This is a genomic window from Baaleninema sp. (assembly GCF_049974805.1).
Classification (GTDB): domain Bacteria; phylum Cyanobacteriota; class Cyanobacteriia; order Cyanobacteriales; family Geitlerinemataceae; genus Baaleninema.
The window spans coordinates 3,235-21,184 of record NZ_JBNGCO010000025.1 but is presented as its reverse complement, the minus strand read 5'-3'; the positions used below and the strand labels follow the sequence as shown (position 1 = coordinate 21,184).

16 protein-coding genes are annotated in these 17,950 nt (G+C 51.1%); 10 read left to right on the top strand and 6 right to left on the bottom strand.

Features of this window, described 5'->3' with window-relative positions; all coding sequences use genetic code 11:
* Nucleotides 1–71: 71 nt before the first annotated feature.
* Nucleotides 72–707, top strand: coding sequence for a DnaJ domain-containing protein (locus tag ACP5D4_RS07185; protein ID WP_428010947.1), 636 nt, complete (start codon nucleotides 72–74; stop codon nucleotides 705–707).
* Here ACP5D4_RS07185 and ACP5D4_RS07180 read toward each other — a convergent pair.
* Nucleotides 704–1,549, bottom strand: a complete 846-nt coding sequence (locus ACP5D4_RS07180; RefSeq protein WP_428010946.1) for a DUF3747 domain-containing protein — start codon at nucleotides 1,547–1,549, stop codon at nucleotides 704–706. The two genes, ACP5D4_RS07185 and ACP5D4_RS07180, sit on opposite strands and share 4 nt — an antisense overlap.
* A gap of 190 nt (nucleotides 1,550–1,739) precedes the next feature.
* Nucleotides 1,740–3,353, bottom strand: a complete 1,614-nt coding sequence (locus ACP5D4_RS07175) for a B12-binding domain-containing radical SAM protein (RefSeq protein WP_428010945.1) — start codon at nucleotides 3,351–3,353, stop codon at nucleotides 1,740–1,742.
* Nucleotides 3,354–3,522: 169 nt separating this feature from the next.
* Here ACP5D4_RS07175 and ACP5D4_RS07170 point away from each other — a divergent pair, with 169 nt between their 5' ends.
* From ACP5D4_RS07170 to ACP5D4_RS07160, 3 genes are all read left to right on the top strand, one after another.
* The gene (locus ACP5D4_RS07170) at nucleotides 3,523–3,645 is read left to right on the top strand and encodes a hypothetical protein (protein WP_428010944.1); all 123 of its coding nucleotides are present in this window, start codon (nucleotides 3,523–3,525) and stop codon (nucleotides 3,643–3,645) included.
* Nucleotides 3,646–3,745: 100 nt separating this feature from the next.
* A complete protein-coding gene (locus ACP5D4_RS07165; protein WP_428010943.1) occupies nucleotides 3,746–4,057 on the top strand; it encodes a DUF6679 family protein in 312 nt (103 codons plus the stop codon).
* A 156-nt stretch (nucleotides 4,058–4,213) separates the two neighbouring features.
* A complete protein-coding gene (locus tag ACP5D4_RS07160) occupies nucleotides 4,214–4,561 on the top strand; it encodes a hypothetical protein (RefSeq protein WP_428010942.1) in 348 nt (115 codons plus the stop codon).
* 120 nt (nucleotides 4,562–4,681) lie between these two features.
* Here ACP5D4_RS07160 and ACP5D4_RS07155 read toward each other — a convergent pair whose 3' ends face one another.
* Nucleotides 4,682–5,143, bottom strand: a complete 462-nt coding sequence (locus ACP5D4_RS07155; protein ID WP_428010941.1) for a DUF29 domain-containing protein — start codon at nucleotides 5,141–5,143, stop codon at nucleotides 4,682–4,684.
* Nucleotides 5,144–5,270: 127 nt separating this feature from the next.
* Nucleotides 5,271–7,901 (bottom strand): alanine--tRNA ligase, encoded by a 2,631-nt coding sequence (gene alaS, locus ACP5D4_RS07150; protein ID WP_428010940.1) that lies wholly within the window; start codon nucleotides 7,899–7,901, stop codon nucleotides 5,271–5,273.
* 153 nt (nucleotides 7,902–8,054) lie between these two features.
* Here alaS and ACP5D4_RS07145 point away from each other — a divergent pair, with 153 nt between their 5' ends.
* From ACP5D4_RS07145 to ACP5D4_RS07125, 5 genes are all read left to right on the top strand, one after another.
* Nucleotides 8,055–8,822: a hypothetical protein gene (locus ACP5D4_RS07145; RefSeq protein WP_428010939.1), complete on the top strand. Its 768-nt coding sequence runs from the start codon at nucleotides 8,055–8,057 to the stop codon at nucleotides 8,820–8,822.
* A 46-nt stretch (nucleotides 8,823–8,868) separates the two neighbouring features.
* Entirely contained in the window at nucleotides 8,869–10,125 is a 1,257-nt protein-coding gene (gene dcm / locus ACP5D4_RS07140; RefSeq protein WP_428010938.1) for a DNA (cytosine-5-)-methyltransferase, read from the top strand.
* Between the two features lie 148 nt (nucleotides 10,126–10,273).
* On the top strand, nucleotides 10,274–10,522 hold the full coding sequence (locus ACP5D4_RS07135; RefSeq protein ID WP_428010937.1) for a hypothetical protein: 249 nt from the start codon (nucleotides 10,274–10,276) through the stop codon (nucleotides 10,520–10,522).
* On the top strand, nucleotides 10,519–12,579 hold the full coding sequence (locus ACP5D4_RS07130; protein ID WP_428010936.1) for an AAA family ATPase: 2,061 nt from the start codon (nucleotides 10,519–10,521) through the stop codon (nucleotides 12,577–12,579). Before ACP5D4_RS07135 ends, ACP5D4_RS07130 begins: the two co-directional genes overlap by 4 nt.
* A gap of 122 nt (nucleotides 12,580–12,701) precedes the next feature.
* A complete protein-coding gene (locus tag ACP5D4_RS07125; protein WP_428010935.1) occupies nucleotides 12,702–14,060 on the top strand; it encodes a DNA cytosine methyltransferase in 1,359 nt (452 codons plus the stop codon).
* A gap of 196 nt (nucleotides 14,061–14,256) precedes the next feature.
* Here ACP5D4_RS07125 and ACP5D4_RS07120 read toward each other — a convergent pair whose 3' ends face one another.
* On the bottom strand, nucleotides 14,257–14,430 hold the full coding sequence (locus tag ACP5D4_RS07120; RefSeq protein WP_428010934.1) for a hypothetical protein: 174 nt from the start codon (nucleotides 14,428–14,430) through the stop codon (nucleotides 14,257–14,259).
* Nucleotides 14,431–14,819: 389 nt separating this feature from the next.
* Here ACP5D4_RS07120 and ACP5D4_RS07115 point away from each other — a divergent pair, with 389 nt between their 5' ends.
* Nucleotides 14,820–16,037 (top strand): 2,3-bisphosphoglycerate-independent phosphoglycerate mutase, encoded by a 1,218-nt coding sequence (locus tag ACP5D4_RS07115; protein ID WP_428010933.1) that lies wholly within the window; start codon nucleotides 14,820–14,822, stop codon nucleotides 16,035–16,037.
* Nucleotides 16,038–16,043: 6 nt separating this feature from the next.
* Here the strand turns inward: ACP5D4_RS07115 and ACP5D4_RS07110 are convergent, their stop codons facing one another.
* Nucleotides 16,044–17,855 carry a tetratricopeptide repeat protein gene (locus ACP5D4_RS07110; RefSeq protein ID WP_428010932.1) on the bottom strand — a complete coding sequence of 604 codons (1,812 nt, stop codon included), beginning with the start codon at nucleotides 17,853–17,855 and terminating at the stop codon, nucleotides 16,044–16,046.
* Between the last annotated feature and the right edge of the window lie 95 nt (nucleotides 17,856–17,950).

The following is a 17,950-nucleotide window of genomic DNA, read 5'->3' as shown; positions in this document are numbered from 1 at the left end:
CTGCGTTTTAGCATTTTCGGGCATTTGACAGCCGTGAGATGCACCTATTCTTTTGTCTTTCTCTCGGAGAAATGGAGCCGATCGACGACTATCGCGTTTTAGGATTGACCGCCAACGCCACGTTAGAGGATGTGAAAGCCTCTTATCGGCGTTTGGCTCGCCGTTATCACCCCGACCTCAACCCAGGACTGTCTCCCGAGAAGTTTCTCGAACTGCACGCCGCCTATCAACGGCTGTTAGAGACGGTTCGATCGCACCGTCAGGCGAGGGTGGCCTCGCCAACTCCACCGCGATCGCAACCTTCTTCCTCACCCCAGACAGCTCGATCGCAACCGCCGCCATCGCCACCGCCACGATCGCCGTTCCGCCATAACCCCCATCTCTCGGAGTTAGAACGGCAGCTTAAAACGAACTCCTACTACCGCTTACAAGAACTGTTCCGCCAGCGCAAGTTTCCCCACGCCATCGCCCTGGTGGAAGGATTGGCGCAACGCCTAGCTTCCGATCTCGAAGTTCGTCAGTGGCAAGCGGTCACGTATCAGAAGTTCGGCCGCTATTGCATCGCGCGGCGGGAATTCCAAAAAGCCCGCATTTATTTAAAAAAATCTTTGCGAACCGACCCCCACAACCGCGCCTTGTGGCTGGAGGTGGAACGGGATTTCCGCCGCTTAGAAACGATGATGGGCGATCGCGTGAGACCGCGTTAGCGATCGGATTCTATCAGTTCCGGAAGCGGCGAGGGATTGTCCCGAAAGGCTTCTCGGGGTAGCATCGGCGGCACTTCCGTTGAGGTTTCTTCAGGTTCCTCCTCCTCAGATACGACGCCTTCAGAGTTCTCGGGTTGGCGCAGGGCTTCGGTTTCGCTCGGTTGTTCGCCGAATTCGACGGTAATATCGGGGTCTTCGGGTTCGTCGAGGGTCAGCGTCGGTTCGACGGGTTCCTCGGGAACCGTCGTTGCCGTAGCTGGTTGAGAGGGGGTTTCGAGTTGGGTTAACTCCGCTAAGGTTAGGTCGTGAGTCAGGTAAATATGACCCAAGGCTCGACCTTCATAGGTGCGCCGCGTCAACCGCCAACCGGGATCGAGGTAAATCCGAGTGAAACCTGCGGTTAAGCCGCGAGTGCGACCGATTTCGATTTGCGGTAAGTTGCGATTGAGTCCGAAGGGTATTCCCACTAACACGAGTTCGCTACCCCGTTGGATTACCCGCAAGCTGTACTGCATTCCCAAATCGCGATCGCCCATGCGAATGGAGTAGCCGTTACTGTCGGTGGCACGTCCGCAAATTCCCGAAAAGTCGAAGTCCAGCAGTAACGGTTCGACGGTGGTGGGATTGATACCCCGTTCGGTCCAACAGGCTCGCGTATCGGAGATTTGCTCGACGAGAAGTAGTTGGTAGCCGTTGGTTTGACCGATCGGCGCGGCAATGGCGATAAAATCCGAGTTATCGACTTCGGTAGACTCGAAGCCGGTCGCCAGTGCGGAACCTGTGGTTCCGACGGTGGAAAAGACGATCGCCGCCAATGCGGTCAGTTGTCGGGCCAATTTCATGGATTTCCCCCAGCTTTCGCTTGAATGGACGGTTTGAATGGCTTGTAAGCGGTTTCAGGTTTTAAAAATTTGAGACGTTGTGGAACCTTGTCACCCGGTTCGACGTCTAGTTAAAGTTAACTCGTTACACTCAACGAGTCTTTGTTAACCATACATCGTTATTTGTCGATCGAAAACCGCGTTTTTTCGGTTAAACGGTTACCATCGATTGGCGGGCGTCTTCGAGGTGTTTCCGCAGGGTTTCCGGGGGGAGCGGTCCGTGCAAATGATGCCAGGGTAAAATTCGATCGCTCTCGTAATTTTCGCGAACGTAATAGTCTAAATTCGGGATTTTTCCGCGTAATTGTTTGAACGCCCGTTTGTAGCTGCCAATGGAATCGCCGTAACCTCGAACGAGTTCTAAAACCTGCGAAATGCGTCGGTCTCCTCGAGAAATCAAGGCTTGAATCGTCGACCAGTTATAACTTTCGGGACGGAAATCGATGCCCCGTGATCGCAGTTCTTTTTGTAAGGTTTTTAGGCGTTTTTTGGCCTCGGGACGGACGCCAAACCCTTGAAACGGCGTGTGCGCTTTGGGGACGAAGGTACTGCACCCAAGGGTCAACCGCAGTCCCGGCGCGGCTTTTTTGACTTGTAACATCATCTCGACGGTTTGGGCGAGGTCTTCCTCGGTTTCGCCGGGAAGTCCCACCATTCCGTAAAGTTTGAGGGCTTTGAGTCCTCCGGCTTTGGCGTTGACGGCCGCTTGCACGATTTCGTCGTTTTCCAGTTTTTTATTGATAATTTTACGAAGGCGTTCTGACCCGCTTTCTACGGCGATGGTGATGGATTTGGTGTCCCGTTTGCTGAGGATTTGCGCCAGTTTGGGGGTGACTGTGTTCGTCCGCACTGAGGCGATGCTGAGGCGGACGTTATCGTATTCGTCGCTGTCGAGTCGATCGAGTAACGCTTCAAATTCGGGATGTTGGGTAATGGAGGCTCCTAAGAGTCCCAATCGATCGCTCACTTGCAAGCCACGATCGATGGCTGGAATTAAAGACCCCTCGAGACTGGCGGTTCGGAACGGCAACGTCAGGTAACTGGCCAGACAAAAACGACACATTTCCGGACAGCTTCGCACCACTTCCACCATATAGATGTTCGGCCAGGCGGCCAGTTCGGTGACGACGGGAGAGGCTGAGAGGGTATTTCCGCGATAGGTTTGTTTGCTGACGTAGGGGGGAACCTGGGCCTCGACGGGGACGATTTCGGCGATCGCACCGTCGGGGGCAGTGTAACGCACTTCGTAGAGACTGGGAACGTACACCCCCGGAACCTGCGCCAGTCGTCGCAATTGTTCCTCTCGTGAGGCGTGGCGTACTTCTTGATAAGCGTCGAAAAACGCGGGAATCAGGTCTTCTCCGTCTCCGAGAAGGACGATATCGAAGAAATCGGCGAAGGGTTCGGGATTGGCCGTGAGGACGGGGCCGCCACCGAAAATTAACGGGTCGCTGTCCCGGCGTTGGTGCGATCGAACCGGAATATCGAGGGATTCGAGGAGGCTCAAAATGTTGGCGTAATCCAACTCCCAAGACAGGGAAAATCCCAAAATCTCCGTATCGCTGGGAAGGGATTCGCTCAAATCTGTAAACAGACGGCGCACGGCGATATCGGAACGCATCGCTAAGGTAGCCCAAACCAGTTGGTAGCCGAGGCTAGTGATGCCGACGCTGTAGGTGTTGGGAAAGGCGAAAACGACCGGAATCGCGTCGGATTCGGGAGTGGCGGGATCGAAGAGGAGACGTTCGGCGGAAAAAGGAGTCACGATGGCGATCGAAGGACAGACCCGGTTCAAAACAACGGCGTATCTATCTTAACGATATATCCCCAACCCTTGACGGCCGGTTGAAAATTCGTCGGCTCCTGACATCGACGAAGCTTCGGCAACACGCTAAAATAACGGTGAGCTATAGGCCAGTCTCTTTTGAACTTGAATGAAATTCTTTCCTGGTTTGATGTTCGACATCAACGTTCGTTGTTTACCCTCCCTCTATACGTTTTCCAGCGTTATGACCTCGGTTGAAACAACCTATCTCGATCGCGCGGGCGATCGCTAAACCCCTCGCACCGAGAGATAAACGAAACTGCCCCTTCAAGCTGCGTTCGTTTGTCCAGAAAAACACCAAATTGGGTCAAATGCTGTAGGAGAAACGAAATATGCTGCACCGAAAGTTGTATCAACTCTGCTGTGACGGTCGGGAAGTTTGCATCTTTTTAAGAGACCAGCAACGTTGGATCGATCGCGCTCAGATTCTAGACATCGAAGGCGATTTAGTCACCCTGCGTTACGAATCTGACGAAGAAGACGAAATCTGTGCTTGGGAGGAAATGGTTCGCCTCGAAAGCATCGGGGCGGTGAGCCAAAAGTTAGCCAGCATCCCGAAAGGTAACGTCGAACCCCTCGTCTGCGAGGATTGTCCGGAAGAGGAAAAAATTCGGAAAATTCATCCGGACTCCGATCGCGACTAACCCCCTCGAAAGGCGTTCGATCGTCCTCGACTCTCAACCCGACGTCCCCACGGCGTCGGGTTTTCGCTATTTTCAACTTTATCCCTCGCAGAACGGGTCAGCAGAATCAGTTCTGATATGATAAGGTGAGTTCAATGTCGCCCCTCCTAGTTACCTATGGCTCGCTACACTGCTCTCTTTGTTGTAGCTGCTCCCGTGCAGCACGTTCGGCAAGCCCTTCCCGACTTGCTGAAGTCGTGCCACTTCGAGCCGATTTACCAAACGGAAGATTACGTCATGGGTCGCGAGACCCCCGGACGAGTCTCCTATGCCAAGTTGGTAACTGTTGAAGTTTTAATCGACGTTCCCATCGACAACGATCGCGAGGTTCGCCTGAATTTCGTGGTCAAGAACGAAGAACTCCCGCTTCAGGTCAACAACCACTGTCAGGAAATGTTCGAGTTGGTGAAAGCTTCCGTCGTCGATAGCGAACAGTGGCAACTCCTCGAAACTGTCGCGGGTTGACGATAACAGAACCCCGGTATCTTAGAGATGCCGGGGATATAGCTGTCACCCCCAGCTTGAATTCCCAATCCTCTGTGTTCTCTGTGTCTCTGGGGTGAATAACTGGTGAAAAACTTCCGTTTACGGCAGATATTCCAAATCCAAGGTTTCCTGCATAGAAAACGGCGAGTTTTCGGGAAATATAGCTTTTGATAACCCCGTTTCAGCGGCCGCTAAAGCGATCGCATCTCGATAGGATTCCTCAAAGATTTCTTCAGTGTAACGCTTCAAACTCGGACTTTCCCGAAACAGACGATGCAAGCGTTGCCGATGTTCGACGAGGGTAGAACGCCAACTGTTCGAGGTCCGTTCGGGTTGGTAACGATATTTGAGAAGATGGGAGAGTACTATTTTTAAATTACTATAAACCGCACGTTTTTCGCGTCTTCCCATCTCTGCGATTTCTTCAATTAAATTGTCGAGGTCGAGTTCGTGTAGGTCTCCAGTTTTAAGCAAACTCACAGTTTCTTTTAACCAGCGATAGTAATCGCGATCGTAAAGCGAAACTAACGCCTGTTTCGAGAGAGGAAGGTTAGAGGTCATCCTTGATTTTTCTCTACAAAATTTGCAATGATATCGACCGATCCTTGTTTTGGTATTGTGCCGGAAACCCCGTAGAATCCTTGCCTGCAAGGACTCTACGAGGGCTATTTTAAAAGTTCGCGAAAGACTACTTCAACCCGTCGGCTAACTGCTGTTTCGCCGCCTCTAACGCTTCCGGTAACTTGCTGGCATCTCGTCCCCCAGCTTGCGCCAAATTGGGACGACCGCCACCGCCACCGCCGCAGAGTTTGGCAATGCCACCGATGAATTTTCCGGCTTGCAATCCCTTCTGATTGACGCCTTTACTAAAGGCCGCCACCAGACTCACTTTCCCTTCACTGGGAATGGCAGCCAACACTACCGCCGCTTCGCCGAGTTTCTGTTGCAAGCGTTCGGCGGCGGTTTGCAAGGATTTCGCGTCGGCGGTTCCCAAATTCGCCACCAACACTTTAAACTCACCCACCGACTCCGCTTCCGATACCAAACTGTCGGATTTGGCCACTGCGAGTTCGGCTTTGGTAGCGTCGAGTTGTTTTTGGGTGGCTTTGAGTTCCTCTTGCAAACTGGTGATGCGATCGCTGACTTCTTCCGGTTTGACTTTAAAGCGATCGCACAAGTCTTTGACGACTCGATCGCGCAGGTTCAAATAGTCCAACACCGCTGGACCCGATACCGCCTCGATGCGGCGCACTCCCGAGGAAATCCCCGATTCCGAGATAATTTTGAACGCGCCGATTTCCGCCGTGTTGTTGACGTGGGTTCCGCCGCACAACTCCATCGACACCCCCGGAAAATCGATAACCCGGACGACATCGGCATATTTTTCCCCAAACATGGCCACGGCACCTTTGGCTTTGGCCTCTTCGAGTGGCATTTCCGCCACTTGCGCCGAGTGCGCTTCTGCAATCCAGGTATTCACCAAGTCTTCCACTTGTTGCACCTCGTCCGGCGTCAAGGCGCGGGGACAGTTGAAGTCGAAGCGCAGGCGATCGAACGCCACCAAAGACCCCGCTTGCGATACGCCGTCATCGACAATTTGCTTCAACGCCGCTTGCAACAAGTGAGTGGCGCTGTGGTTGGCTTGTGCGCGGCGGCGACAGGATCGATCGATTTTAGCGGCGATCGCTTCTCCAGTATTGAGGGTTCCTCGTTCCACGCGACCGAAGTGAACGAAAATGTCGTTTTCCTTCTTCACGTCGTCGATGCGAACCACCACGTTATCCCCAGAAAGATAGCCGCGATCGCCGATTTGTCCGCCGGATTCCGCATAGAACGGGGTTCGATCGAGAACTACTTGCACCTCACTTCCCGCCTCAGCCGACTCGACAATTTTTCCATCCACTAACAAGGCTTCAATTTTCGCCGTAGACTGCGCGTCGGTATATCCCAAAAACGCCGTAGCATGAATATGTTCGGCCAGTTTGTCCAAACTTCCCTGAACCGTCAAATCGATGGTTTCGTGCGCAGCGCGAGCGCGTTCTCGCTGTTTCTCCATTTCCGCCTCAAACGCCGCCACATCCACGCCGATGCCGTTTTCCTCGGCGATTTCCTGTGTCAGTTCTAAGGGGAAACCGTAAGTATCGTACAGCGTAAAGGCATCTTCCCCAGAAATCTGTTTCGGCTTGGCTTCGAGGATTTCTGCCAACAGTTTCTCTCCCCGTTCCAAGGTTTTGAGAAACTGCGTTTCTTCCCGTTCCAATTCCGCTTTAATAAAACTGTCGCGATCGCGAACGTTGGGATACACCGCTTCAGAAAGCTGCATCGCCGTTTCTGCAACTTGGTTGATAAACGCGCCGTCGATTCCCACCAAACGACCATGACGCACCACCCGACGAATTAGGCGACGCACCACGTATCCCCGTCCGATATTAGAGGCAGAAACCCCGTCGGCGATGAGGTGAACCACCGCGCGAACGTGGTCGCCGATGACTTTCAACGACACTTTGGTTTTATCGTCGGATTGGCTGTAGTCAATTCCGGAAATTTCCGCCGCCGTTTTAATAATCGGAAAAATCAGATCCGTTTCGTAGTTATTGGGGACGCTTTGCAACACCTGCGCCATCCGTTCCAATCCCATCCCCGTGTCGATATTTTTGTTTTGCAGGGGGGTAAGATTGCCGTCGCTGTCGCGGTTGTACTGCATGAAGACAAGGTTGAACAGCTCGATGAAGCGGCTGTCGTCCTCGAGATCGATATCAGTATCGCCTTTTTCCGGGTGGAAATCGTAGTAAATTTCCGAACAGGGGCCGCAGGGGCCGGTGGGGCCGGATTTCCAGAAGTTATCGTCTTCTCCCATCCGTTGAATGCGGTGTTTGGCGATGCCGATGTCTTGATGCCAAATCTCGAAGGCTTCGTCGTCGTCTTCGTAAACGCTGACAATGAGGCGTTCGGGGGGTAAGCCGTACACTTGCGTCACCAGTTCCCAACCCCAGGCGATAGCTTCTTTTTTAAAGTAGTCGCCGAAGCTGAAGTTCCCCAGCATCTCGAAGAAGGTATGGTGTCTCGCGGTGCGTCCGACGTTTTCGATGTCGTTGGTACGGATACACTTTTGCGAGGTGGTGGCGCGAGGATAGTCGCGTTCCTTCTGTCCCAGGAAGATGGGTTTGAAGGGCAACATTCCGGCGATGGTGAGTAATACCGTCGGATCTTCGGGAACGAGGGAGGCACTCGGAAGCCGTTGGTGTCCGCGTTTTTCAAAGAATTGTAGGAATTGTTCGCGGATTTCGCGACCGCTCATGTACTGGGGTTGGAAAGACATCGTGGGTTTGACTTCGGTGGACTGCGGTGAAGGGCATTTTACCCCGTTCTATTGATATATTGTAGGGTTACAGACGAGAAAGGGGCGAGACAGAAATGCTTCTCGAGATCCCTGCTCTGTCAAGACGAGCTAACAGAACGGCATTTTTTCTCAATGACTGATTTTTTTGAAGCGTCGCAGTGGCGGGAGCGAATTCGCCAACGGAAGACCTCGATCGAGCTTCCGGCAGGTTTCCCCGAAGATGATGATTTAAGAGAAACCTATTGTTTGGCTCGTGCGCTTGATGAGGATTTGGTTCGATATTTTCAGCAGGTCGATTTGTCGATCGATTCTCGTCAAATCCAACGGGGTATCCGAGACATCTGCGATAGCTTTGAATCAGAAGTTTTGCAAGGACTCCAACAAGAAAAGGCTGAGTTCAGACAAAACTTAAAACTTACTCAAAGTAAATTCAAGAATATTTTTGAATTTGCGGGACTTGAAAATCTTTATTTATCCAATAATTACACTCGGTTTATTTCTGAGAATTTAGGACATAAGATTGAGGATATTGCAGCATTGAGTCCTTACGTCTTTATTCCAGAATCTCGCCTTGGGATTACTTTAAAAGGAATTGACTGTATTATTTTTGGGGAGGGTCAGTTATACTATACCCAAATTAAAACCAAGAAAGATACCTTGACTGGCAGTCAAGTATCTCGAAGCATTAATGAATTAAAAATCCATCCATACTCGATGTTTGTTGCTGCTTTGGATATGGGATCTAGCTTAAGCCTGAGTCGTAAAAAAGCGGATAAAAATGGAATCAAAGTTCTAATTGGAGAAGAGTTTTGGTCGGAAATTGGTATTTGCTACTCGGAGGTTCTCAATGAATTTTCGAGTTCTTTAAAATATATTGAGGAGCGGCTTTATTTGAAATAAATATGCTAAGCTAAAAGAAGCAAAATTCGTACAATAATATTTCAGGATGAAATCTGTCAGTTTGCCAGAAGCTGCTAGAATTTTAGGTGTCACCCCCCAGGATGTTTTTACCTGGGAGAAAAAGCAACTCATTAAAAGTTATATCGATCGAAATCAAAATCGCATTTTTAACCTTGAGGAACTCGAGGAATTCGATCGAATGCGGCGGGGCGATCGCACCGAAAATCGTTATCGAATTTTGCAAGCAGAAAATCAGACGAATTTTACCGCGATCGAACTCTTTGCCGGGGCGGGGGGACTGGCGTTAGGCTTTGAAAACGCCGGAATTCAGCATAAACTCTTGGTGGAGTGCGATCGCACTTGCGTCGAAACCCTTAACAATAACCGCCCCAATTGGCAAGTTATCGGCGATGACGTCGCCAAAATCGACTTTTTAGAAGTCCGCGATCGCGTCGATATCGTCTCCGGTGGATTTCCCTGTCAAGCCTTCAGTCACGCCGGATTTCGTCGCGGCTTAGAAGATGCCCGAGGTACCCTATTTTTCGAGTTTGCTCGTTGCGTCTCTCAAGTACAACCTAAAATTGCGATCGCCGAAAACGTCAAAGGCTTACTCACCCATCAAAAAGGCGAAACTCTGCAAATCATGCTCGAGATTTTAGCCAATCTCGGCTATCAAGCCGAGTATCGCGTCGTTCGCGCCCAATTTTTAGACGTTCCCCAAAAACGCGAACGACTCTTTATTATCGCCACGCGCAAAGATTTAAACCTACAGCCGATCTTCCCAGTCGAAAAAAGCTACTCGATTTCCCTACGAGAAGCCTTAGAAAACTGTCCCACGTCCCCCGGAATTCAATACAACGATCGCAAGCGTCAAGTGATGGAACTCGTTCCCCCCGGCGGAAATTGGCGAGATTTACCCGTCGAGGTACAAAAAGACTACATGAAAAACAGCTATTACCGAGGAGGCGGACGCACGGGATTCGCCAAACGCTTAGCTTGGGACGAACCCGCTTTAACCTTAACTTGTAGCCCCGCCCAAACCCAAACCGAACGCTGTCACCCAGAAGAAACTCGCCCCTTAACGGTTCGCGAATACGCCCGAATTCAAACCTTTCCCGATGGCTGGAAATTCGCCGGAAACCTATCGGCGCAATACAAACAAATCGGCAATGCCATCCCCGTCAATTTGGCCTATCATATCGGACAGAGTGTCGTGGCGACCTTGCGCCGGGAAACCCCAAAACCCCTGCAAATCCCAGAACCTCAAGAACGTCAGTTGAGTATTCCTGGGCTGGAAGTTTAACCAATCCAGTCACCCATCGTGACTCAGGCGATCGCGCGGCGATGGCGTCAGAGTTTTGTGAATCTTTTTTAAATATGGTCGAATCTCCCTTTTTTCTTGGAGTGTAATAGGCTATAATAACCTTAGCCATTCGCAAATCTCGCCTGCGATGACCTTTCAATATTCGATTCCAGAAACAGACAAAATCGGCTCGGCTATCTTGTCAGAAAATCGATCGAAGTACGGCGCGAAAAAAAGCCTAGAAGACGTATGGGAACCCGTCGAAACCGCCAGCCCAGAAGTCAAAAAAATTATTGAAGACGTTTTAAAAATCGAACGACGTCGCCTCTACACCCAAAAAAATTACGGCGTCACCCACGACGTTTTACAAGTCATCTACAACGTCATTCCCGAATGAAGCTGATTTCCATCAAGTTGAAAAACTTTCGTCAGTTTTATGGCGAAACTCCCGAAATTGCCATCGCGGGAGGTCAACTCAACACGACAGTTTTCCACGGAAACAACGGTTCGGGAAAAACCGCCTTAACCAATGGCTTCACCTGGGTTCTCTACAACCGTTTTAGCGCCGCTTTCGCTTCAGAAAACCAACTCGTTAACAAACGCGCTTTAGCCGAAGCCGAACTGAAAGAACCCGTCGAATGTCAGGTGGAAGTCTGCTTCGAACACGATCGCGTCCGCTATTTAGCAAAACGCTGGTGTCGCGCCTACAACACGAAAACTGGCGTTGAATACGGCGACAGTCAGTTTAGTTTGCAGTTCGCGCGGGAAGACGGACGTTGGATGTTTCCCCAAGAACACCCGGAAGACGTGGTGGCGCGAATTCTCCCCGAAAGTCTGCATCGCTACTTTTTCTTCGACGGAGAACGCATCGAACAACTGATGCGAAACGACAAACGTTCGGAAATCGCTCAAGCCACGAAAACCCTGCTGGGAATTAATGCGATCGATTTGGGAATTCGACATCTCAAAGAAGCGCGAAAATCCTTAGAAAATAACCTCAAGGGAATTGGAAACCCAGAAACCAAAAAGTTTTTGCGGGAAAAGCAGCGAAAAGAACAAGAATTAGAACACTTAGAACGCCGCGCTGAGGAAATTCAAGAAGAACTGGCGCGACAGGAGGAGTTGAAACATACCCTCAACGGACACTTGCTGGAGTTGAACGGCGCGGAACAGTTGCAAAAGACGCGAAACACTTTGGAGGCGCGACGCCGAGAATTGGTCGATCGCATCGCCACGGCGCGAGGAGATATCGCGCAGGTAGTTTCAACCAAAGGTTATACAGTGTTTTTGTCCGACGCGACGGAGAAATTCCGCCAGTGGGTGCGCCAGTTGCGGGAACGGGGAGAGTTTCCCCGAGGAATTCAACGGGAATTCGTCGAGGATTTATTGGAACGCCAACGCTGTATTTGCGGAAGCGATCTCAAACCGGGTTCGTCGTTATTTGAACGGGTGCGGGGGTGGACGCAGAAAGCGGGAAGCGCCGATGTGGAGGAGGCGGCGATTCGCACCAGTTCGCAAATTGAGGAAATCGACAAACAAGCGGATTCGGTGTGGGAACGGCTCGATCGATTACAGGAAGTGTTGCGCGACGGGTACGAGGAACTCGAACAGGTGAAAGCACAGTTGGAGGAGACGAAAACCCAGTTGCGGGACTTTCCCGATGAGGATATTCAGCAGTTACAGCAACGCCTCGATACCGTGGAGACTCGATCGCAGGAGTTAAACCGGGAAATCGGTGCGAACCAACAGCAACGTACCACCTTAAAACGCGAGATTACGAAGCTGGGGAAACAGGTGGACCAGCAGCAGATGAACGAACGCCGCCAACTGCTGGCTCAGCGGCGGATTGCAGCGACGGAGGAGGCGATCGAACGGACGATCGCCGTTAAAGAACGGTTTGAGGATAAGTTTCGACTGTCGTTAGAAGAGCGGGTTCAGGCGTTGTTCCGTGAGATTTCGTTTACGCCGTACCGTCCCAAGTTGAACGACAACTACGAGTTAATGTTAGTCGAAGAAACTTCGGGATGCGAGCAATTGGTGGCGGCGTCCACGGGAGAAAATCAGATACTCAGTTTGTCGTTTATCGGCGGAATTATCGACGGGGTTCGAGAGTGGAGTCAGCGCAATACGTTGATGGGCCCCGACAGCAGCACCTACCCCATCGTCATGGATTCGCCGTTTGGGAGCCTCGACGAAATCTATCGGCGTCAGGTAGCAAAGTCGATTCCTCGCTTGGCGAATCAGTTGGTGGTGTTGGTGACGAAGACGCAATGGCGCGGTGAGGTGGCGGAGGAAATGCGCGATCGCATCGGTTGCGAGTACGTTTTACTGTACAACTCTCCGAAACCCGATTGTGAGGAGGACGCGATCGAACTTCACGGAACGCGATATCCCCTCGTCCGCCGCAGTCCCAACGACTTCGAGTATACGGAAGTGATTCCGGTGAAAAAGTAGTTTTTTACAGTCGTTTTCCATTTCAAATATTTATAGTACAATAATATAAAAAATAAATTCACGTTAGCGATCGACCTTCCACTCAAATAGGTTTTCGTCAGATCGGCTCTCTCACGTAATTGATGAATACCCTCGACCCCCTGCAACTCGAACTTCCCATTCATCTGGTTTCGGCAAAAAGTAAGTTTTCCTTTGTGGATTTATTTGCCGGAATTGGAGGGTTTCGCATCGCCTTAGAACGCCTCGGCGGTCAATGCTTGGGATATTCAGAGATCGATCGAGACGCTGTAAAAATATACCAAACCAACTTTATCAACTATTTCAATCGCGACGAACCCAACTTAGGGGACATCGTTAAAATTACAGAATTACCTCGAAATCTCGACGTTCTCGTGGGAGGCGTCCCCTGTCAACCGTGGTCGGTGGCGGGAAAATTAAAAGGATTTGACGATCCTCGCGGCAAATTGTGGTTTGATGTTTTACGACTGACTCAAAACAGTCAACCGAAATCCTTTATTTTTGAAAACGTCCGAGGCTTAGCCAGTCCCAAAAACCAGAATAGCTTTGAATTTCTGTTGAGAAAATTTGAAAAAATCGGCTATTCTGTGAAATGGAAAATCCTAAATGCTTATGATTTTGGTTTGCCTCAAAATCGCGAACGCGTATTTATTGTCGGAATTCGTAACGACATCGAACACCATCAAGAATACAAATTTCCAAAGCCTCTTGGCCTCCAGCCGAAACTGTTAGACATTCTCGACGAATTTAAAAACAGCGAGATTCCCGAGAAAGCCAAACTCGATCCTGAAATTCTATTTCAGAGCGATCGCATTCCAGCTTCCCGAACGCGCTTTCAAAAAGACGACGAGTTAAACGACTTTTTCATTTTTTCCGATTTACGAAACGGTCACACCACCATTCACTCTTGGGATATTATCGACACCACGGAAAAAGAGAAATTAATTTGCTTGACGCTGCTTCGCAACCGACGGAAGAAAAAATACGGACACAAAGACGGAAATCCGTTGTCTTTTGAGAACTTAAAAGAATTAATTCCCGATTTAGAGAGAGAAGAATTAGATACCTTAGTTCAGAAAAAGATTTTCCGTCAAACCGAAAATCATAAATACGAGTTTGTTAACTCTAAAAATATGTCGGGAATCGATGGCGTCTATCGCATTGTGATGCCGAATTCTGATGTCGCGCCAACCTTAACGGCGACGGGAACTAAAAACTTTTACGCAACTCGTTTTATCCAAGCTGACAATCCCGAGAAGTACAAAGCCAAATTTTTAAATTTGGTGTATAAAAAAGGTCGATATAAATCTTTTACGGCGAAGCATTTTTGTCGATTGCAGGGATTTCCCGATGATTTTGTATTTCACCCGGACTCGAAAAAAGCTGGGAAACAGTTCGGAAATGCAGTTCCCGTTCCTATGGTCTTCCACGTAGCGAAAGACGTAATACGCCGGGTCTGGTAGAAATAGTGAAATTAAGCAGACGGCGAGGTGGCGAGTCTCACTGGTACAGAAAACTTTTCGAGATCGGGGATTGACAAAATACATATAATATGTGTTTAATCTTGGGACAGATCCCCGGCATCTCCGGCAGCCATTTACCGATTTGAGATTTTCGGTCTAACCCTTTAATACGGCAATATCTTTTCTAACAAGGGTTTCAGGACTTTTCGGCACTACTAAGGGTGGCGAGTTGGTCTGGTGGTGTCAGTCTCGGAACTCGACTCGTCATATCCGCTTTTTGAGATAGATTCTCAGAGATGGTGAAGGTCGATCGCCGCCATTTCAGTCCGATCGCCCCATCGCGAAAACGCGGTAAACTATTGCGTCGCAATGGTTATAGCGAATTTCCTGTTCAATTCTTGAGAAATCTTTTCAATAGTGTTGACATAGATTTGCAACAATTCTATACTAAGTTTCAGTGTTCTCCTCTAAACAGACAAGGTTCTCCTCTCTCTTGGGAGAGCGTGTGGGCGGGGTTTATCGATTAGGGCCGGTAAACTCCGCTTTTACCTGAAGAAAACTTGAATTTTCGCTCTATATTTTCCCGACGATTCCTCGAAAATACTTTGACGCTTCCTCCCTCTCTCAACCTATTTCAAAAGTTATAAATTCCCAACGTTCGATCGCCCCCTCAGACAAGTTCTATCCAGCTTCAGATGTCCGAAACCCGTCGCAACCCTTAAAGTGAAAGCCGGAGAGACCCGCAGGAGGCGCGATCGCATGGATATCAGCACCGTTTGGGAAAAACTCGTTTGGAACCGAGGCGGAAAAATAATTGACCTAGTTCTCGACGGCGTAGGGGGACTTCCCGACCCCGATCGCGGCGCCACGGAACTGCAAGTGGCCGAAACTCCCAACCTCGATCGATTCGCGGAAAATGCCAGTTGCGGACAACTCGAAATCGTCGGCCCCGGCATTACCCCCGGTAGCGGACCGGGACACCTGGCCTTGTTCGGATACGACCCCCTACAACAGGACATCGGACGAGGCGTCCTCTCGGCGTTAGGCAGCGATTTCGACTTGCAACCCAACGACATTGCAACGCGGGTTAACTTCGCGACAGTAGACGAGGAGGGCCGGGTGGTCGATCGTCGGGCTGGACGCATCGATACAGACACCAACCGACGCCTCTGCAAAAAGATTCGCGATCGCGTCCAACTCGAAGAGTTCGACGGAACATTTTTCTTCCAAACCGTCAGCGAACATCGCGCCGTCTTCGTCTTACGGGGTCAGGGTCTCGACGGCGAACTTACAGACACCGACCCCCAAACCACGGGAACCCCGCCGAACCCGCCACAACCGAGAAACGAAGCCTCTCGTAAAACCGCGAAAGTCGTCCAGTGGTTTCTAGAAAAAGTCGGGGAAGTTCTCGCCGAGGAACATCCAGCCAACGCCGTCTTACTACGGGGTTTCCAACGGTACGACCCCCTACCCTCCTTGCGCGATCGATTCGGGTTGCGGGGGTTGTGCGTGGCGGACTATCCCATGTATCGCGGCGTCAGTCGCCTGTTAGGAATGGATGTAGTCCCTCGACCGGGGGGAATGAAAGAACGTTTTGAGGCGTTGCGATCGAACTACGGCGACGATTACGATTTTTACTTCCTCCACGTCAAACATTCCGACAGTCGCGGCGAAGACGAAAACTTCGACGGTAAAGTGAAGGTTATCGAAGCGGTCGATGGCCTGTTACCCCACCTTACCGACCTCGGTGCCGATACCGTCGCCATTACCGCCGACCACTCCACCCCCGCTGTTCTCGGCGGTCACAGTTGGCACCCCGTTCCCCTGGCGATTCAGGCGAAATCGGCGCGAGTTGATGGCGTGTCTCGGTTCGACGAATACGCCTGCGCCCAGGGAATCTTAGGAACGCGCCCCGGTTTGCACTTGATGGGGTTAGTTCTGGCCCACGCGGGACGCCTTCAGAAATTCGGGGCTTGAGGTGTCTTAGGCGTCGTTGCGATGTCTGTCGATGAGATTCGAGAGTTCGTCGTACCCATCGACGCCGATAAAAGGGAGGATTTGCGATCGATTCCGTTCCAGTTGGCTTTGAAAGGCTTCGTCCCCCAACTGTCCTTGAATAATCGCCAGCAATCCCGCCGCCTGTCGCCATTCGCTGGCTTGGATGCGATCGAGTAAAAACGCGGCGACGGAGGCGGTCACGATCGCCCGTCCCGCATCCTGCAAGTTGTAATAGGCTTCGGCGAGGGTGGCGAAATTCAACCCCTGTAAATACAAATCTCCCGAGGCTTGGGCGGCTTCTAAGGCGGTTTGCAAATAGCCCACAGCACTCGAGGGCTGTTCTAACAAAACGTAAGCCAAGCCCAAACTGTAGGCGCACAGGGCTAAACTCTGACGATCGCCCAATTGTTCCGAAAGAGTCAACCCTTGCTGCAAATAAGCGATCGCTTGTTCCGAAGTCGCTTCGTCCAACCGTTCCAATTGCTGGGCTTGCAAAACGCGACTGTAACCCCAGTTGGCGAGGGCGTTGGCTTCTCCCCGGCGGTCGCCCGCTTGTCGTGCCACAATTAACGCCCGTTGAGCGCGATCGACCGCCGTTCCGTAGTCTTTCGCCGCTGCATCCAAACGACTGAGATGGTTGTAACTGGCGATTTCACAGGCGATATCTCCGGCATCTCCGGCAATTTCCAAAGCTTCCTCGTGGAATTCTCGGGCGCGATCGAGTTGTCCTAAGGCCCGTTCCGAATAGCCCAACAGCGTCAGAATTCGCGCTTTTTCCTGAGTTCCCTCAATGCGTTTCAACGGCAGTTCCAGGTACTCTAACGTATGTTCGAGATATTCCCCAGAGAAAGAAGCGAACACGCCGCCGTAGAGGGGGAACGTCTCTCGCTGGGCGAAGGTTCGCAGAATTTGCAACGCCATCTGAAAACAAGCGTCCGCCAAAACCGGGCGAGTGGAAAAGCCCTCCGACAGCTGACACCAAACAGAGGAAAAGACCAAAAAGGTACTCACCGAGAGCTGTTTGCCCATTTTGACATCGTAAGGCTGGCGATCGAACCAGGTGACTAACCCCCGCTGCAACCCCTGTAACACGATCGCCAGTTCCACAAACTGCTGTCCGCTTAAATCCGAATGTCGCGCCGCCAGTTCTCCGAGAGATTCCCCTCGGGCGAGGGTTTGGAACACTTCGCCCGGAAAATAGGCTTCCGTATTTCGCGCCCAGAGACTCCACGGACCCGGGCGTTCTTCCGTTCCGCCAAAGCCGATGTTGCGGCGAGTTTCGTACATCCAACTGACGAGATCCCCTTCCAAGCGGGCGAAGGTGGTCAATCCTTCCGTAAGTCCCGCCGCCAACTGGCGAAGTGGCGAGTCGTCTTCGGCTTCCCCGTGGAGGGATTTGGCGAGTTGGCGTAACTGTTCCCCCGTCCAAGGGGTATCTTGGTTGGGATCGATCGCCCCCAACAAGGCTTCTAAGCGATCTTCGGGTTCCGAGGCGAGGATCGATCGCACCGCTGAGGTAATCGCAGCAGTTTCCTGATTTTCTTTCTGCCAGCGTTGCCACTGCTTTTCAATCGTTTGCAACGCCCGCAGTATCCGACTGGCTTTCGTCGTCGTTCCCACCGACGCCTCGGTTTCCTCCATGCGTTCGGCGAGACATCGCTCGAAAATTTCCCCCGTTCCTGGGCGGATGTCTCGCAGCAGTCGTTGGTAAATCTGCTCTTGGGAGCGAATTTTCCCGGCGAGGGTGGTTTCGACTATTTTATCGATTACAGCCAAATAGCGATCTCGATCGGACATGGAACAACTGTGTTAAGTGAGGGGTTAAACTTGAGGCTTGAAACTTGAGGCTTGAAACTTGAGGCTTGAAACTTGAGGCTTGAAACTTGAGGCTT

Excerpts from the sequence above, each read along its gene's own strand:
- ACP5D4_RS07185 (WP_428010947.1), top strand. The coding sequence starts at position 72 with ATGGAGCCGATCGACGACTATCGCGTTTTAGGATTGACCGCCAACGCC.
- ACP5D4_RS07180 (WP_428010946.1), bottom strand. The coding sequence starts at position 1,549 with ATGAAATTGGCCCGACAACTGACCGCATTGGCGGCGATCGTCTTTTCC.
- ACP5D4_RS07170 (WP_428010944.1), top strand. The coding sequence starts at position 3,523 with ATGAAATTCTTTCCTGGTTTGATGTTCGACATCAACGTTCGTTGTTTA.
- ACP5D4_RS07165 (WP_428010943.1), top strand. The coding sequence starts at position 3,746 with ATGCTGCACCGAAAGTTGTATCAACTCTGCTGTGACGGTCGGGAAGTT.
- ACP5D4_RS07160 (WP_428010942.1), top strand. The coding sequence starts at position 4,214 with ATGGCTCGCTACACTGCTCTCTTTGTTGTAGCTGCTCCCGTGCAGCAC.
- ACP5D4_RS07155 (WP_428010941.1), bottom strand. The coding sequence starts at position 5,143 with ATGACCTCTAACCTTCCTCTCTCGAAACAGGCGTTAGTTTCGCTTTAC.
- alaS (WP_428010940.1), bottom strand. The coding sequence starts at position 7,901 with ATGTCTTTCCAACCCCAGTACATGAGCGGTCGCGAAATCCGCGAACAA.
- ACP5D4_RS07145 (WP_428010939.1), top strand. The coding sequence starts at position 8,055 with ATGACTGATTTTTTTGAAGCGTCGCAGTGGCGGGAGCGAATTCGCCAA.
- dcm (WP_428010938.1), top strand. The coding sequence starts at position 8,869 with ATGAAATCTGTCAGTTTGCCAGAAGCTGCTAGAATTTTAGGTGTCACC.
- ACP5D4_RS07135 (WP_428010937.1), top strand. The coding sequence starts at position 10,274 with ATGACCTTTCAATATTCGATTCCAGAAACAGACAAAATCGGCTCGGCT.
- ACP5D4_RS07130 (WP_428010936.1), top strand. The coding sequence starts at position 10,519 with ATGAAGCTGATTTCCATCAAGTTGAAAAACTTTCGTCAGTTTTATGGC.
- ACP5D4_RS07125 (WP_428010935.1), top strand. The coding sequence starts at position 12,702 with ATGAATACCCTCGACCCCCTGCAACTCGAACTTCCCATTCATCTGGTT.
- ACP5D4_RS07115 (WP_428010933.1), top strand. The coding sequence starts at position 14,820 with ATGGATATCAGCACCGTTTGGGAAAAACTCGTTTGGAACCGAGGCGGA.
- ACP5D4_RS07110 (WP_428010932.1), bottom strand. The coding sequence starts at position 17,855 with ATGTCCGATCGAGATCGCTATTTGGCTGTAATCGATAAAATAGTCGAA.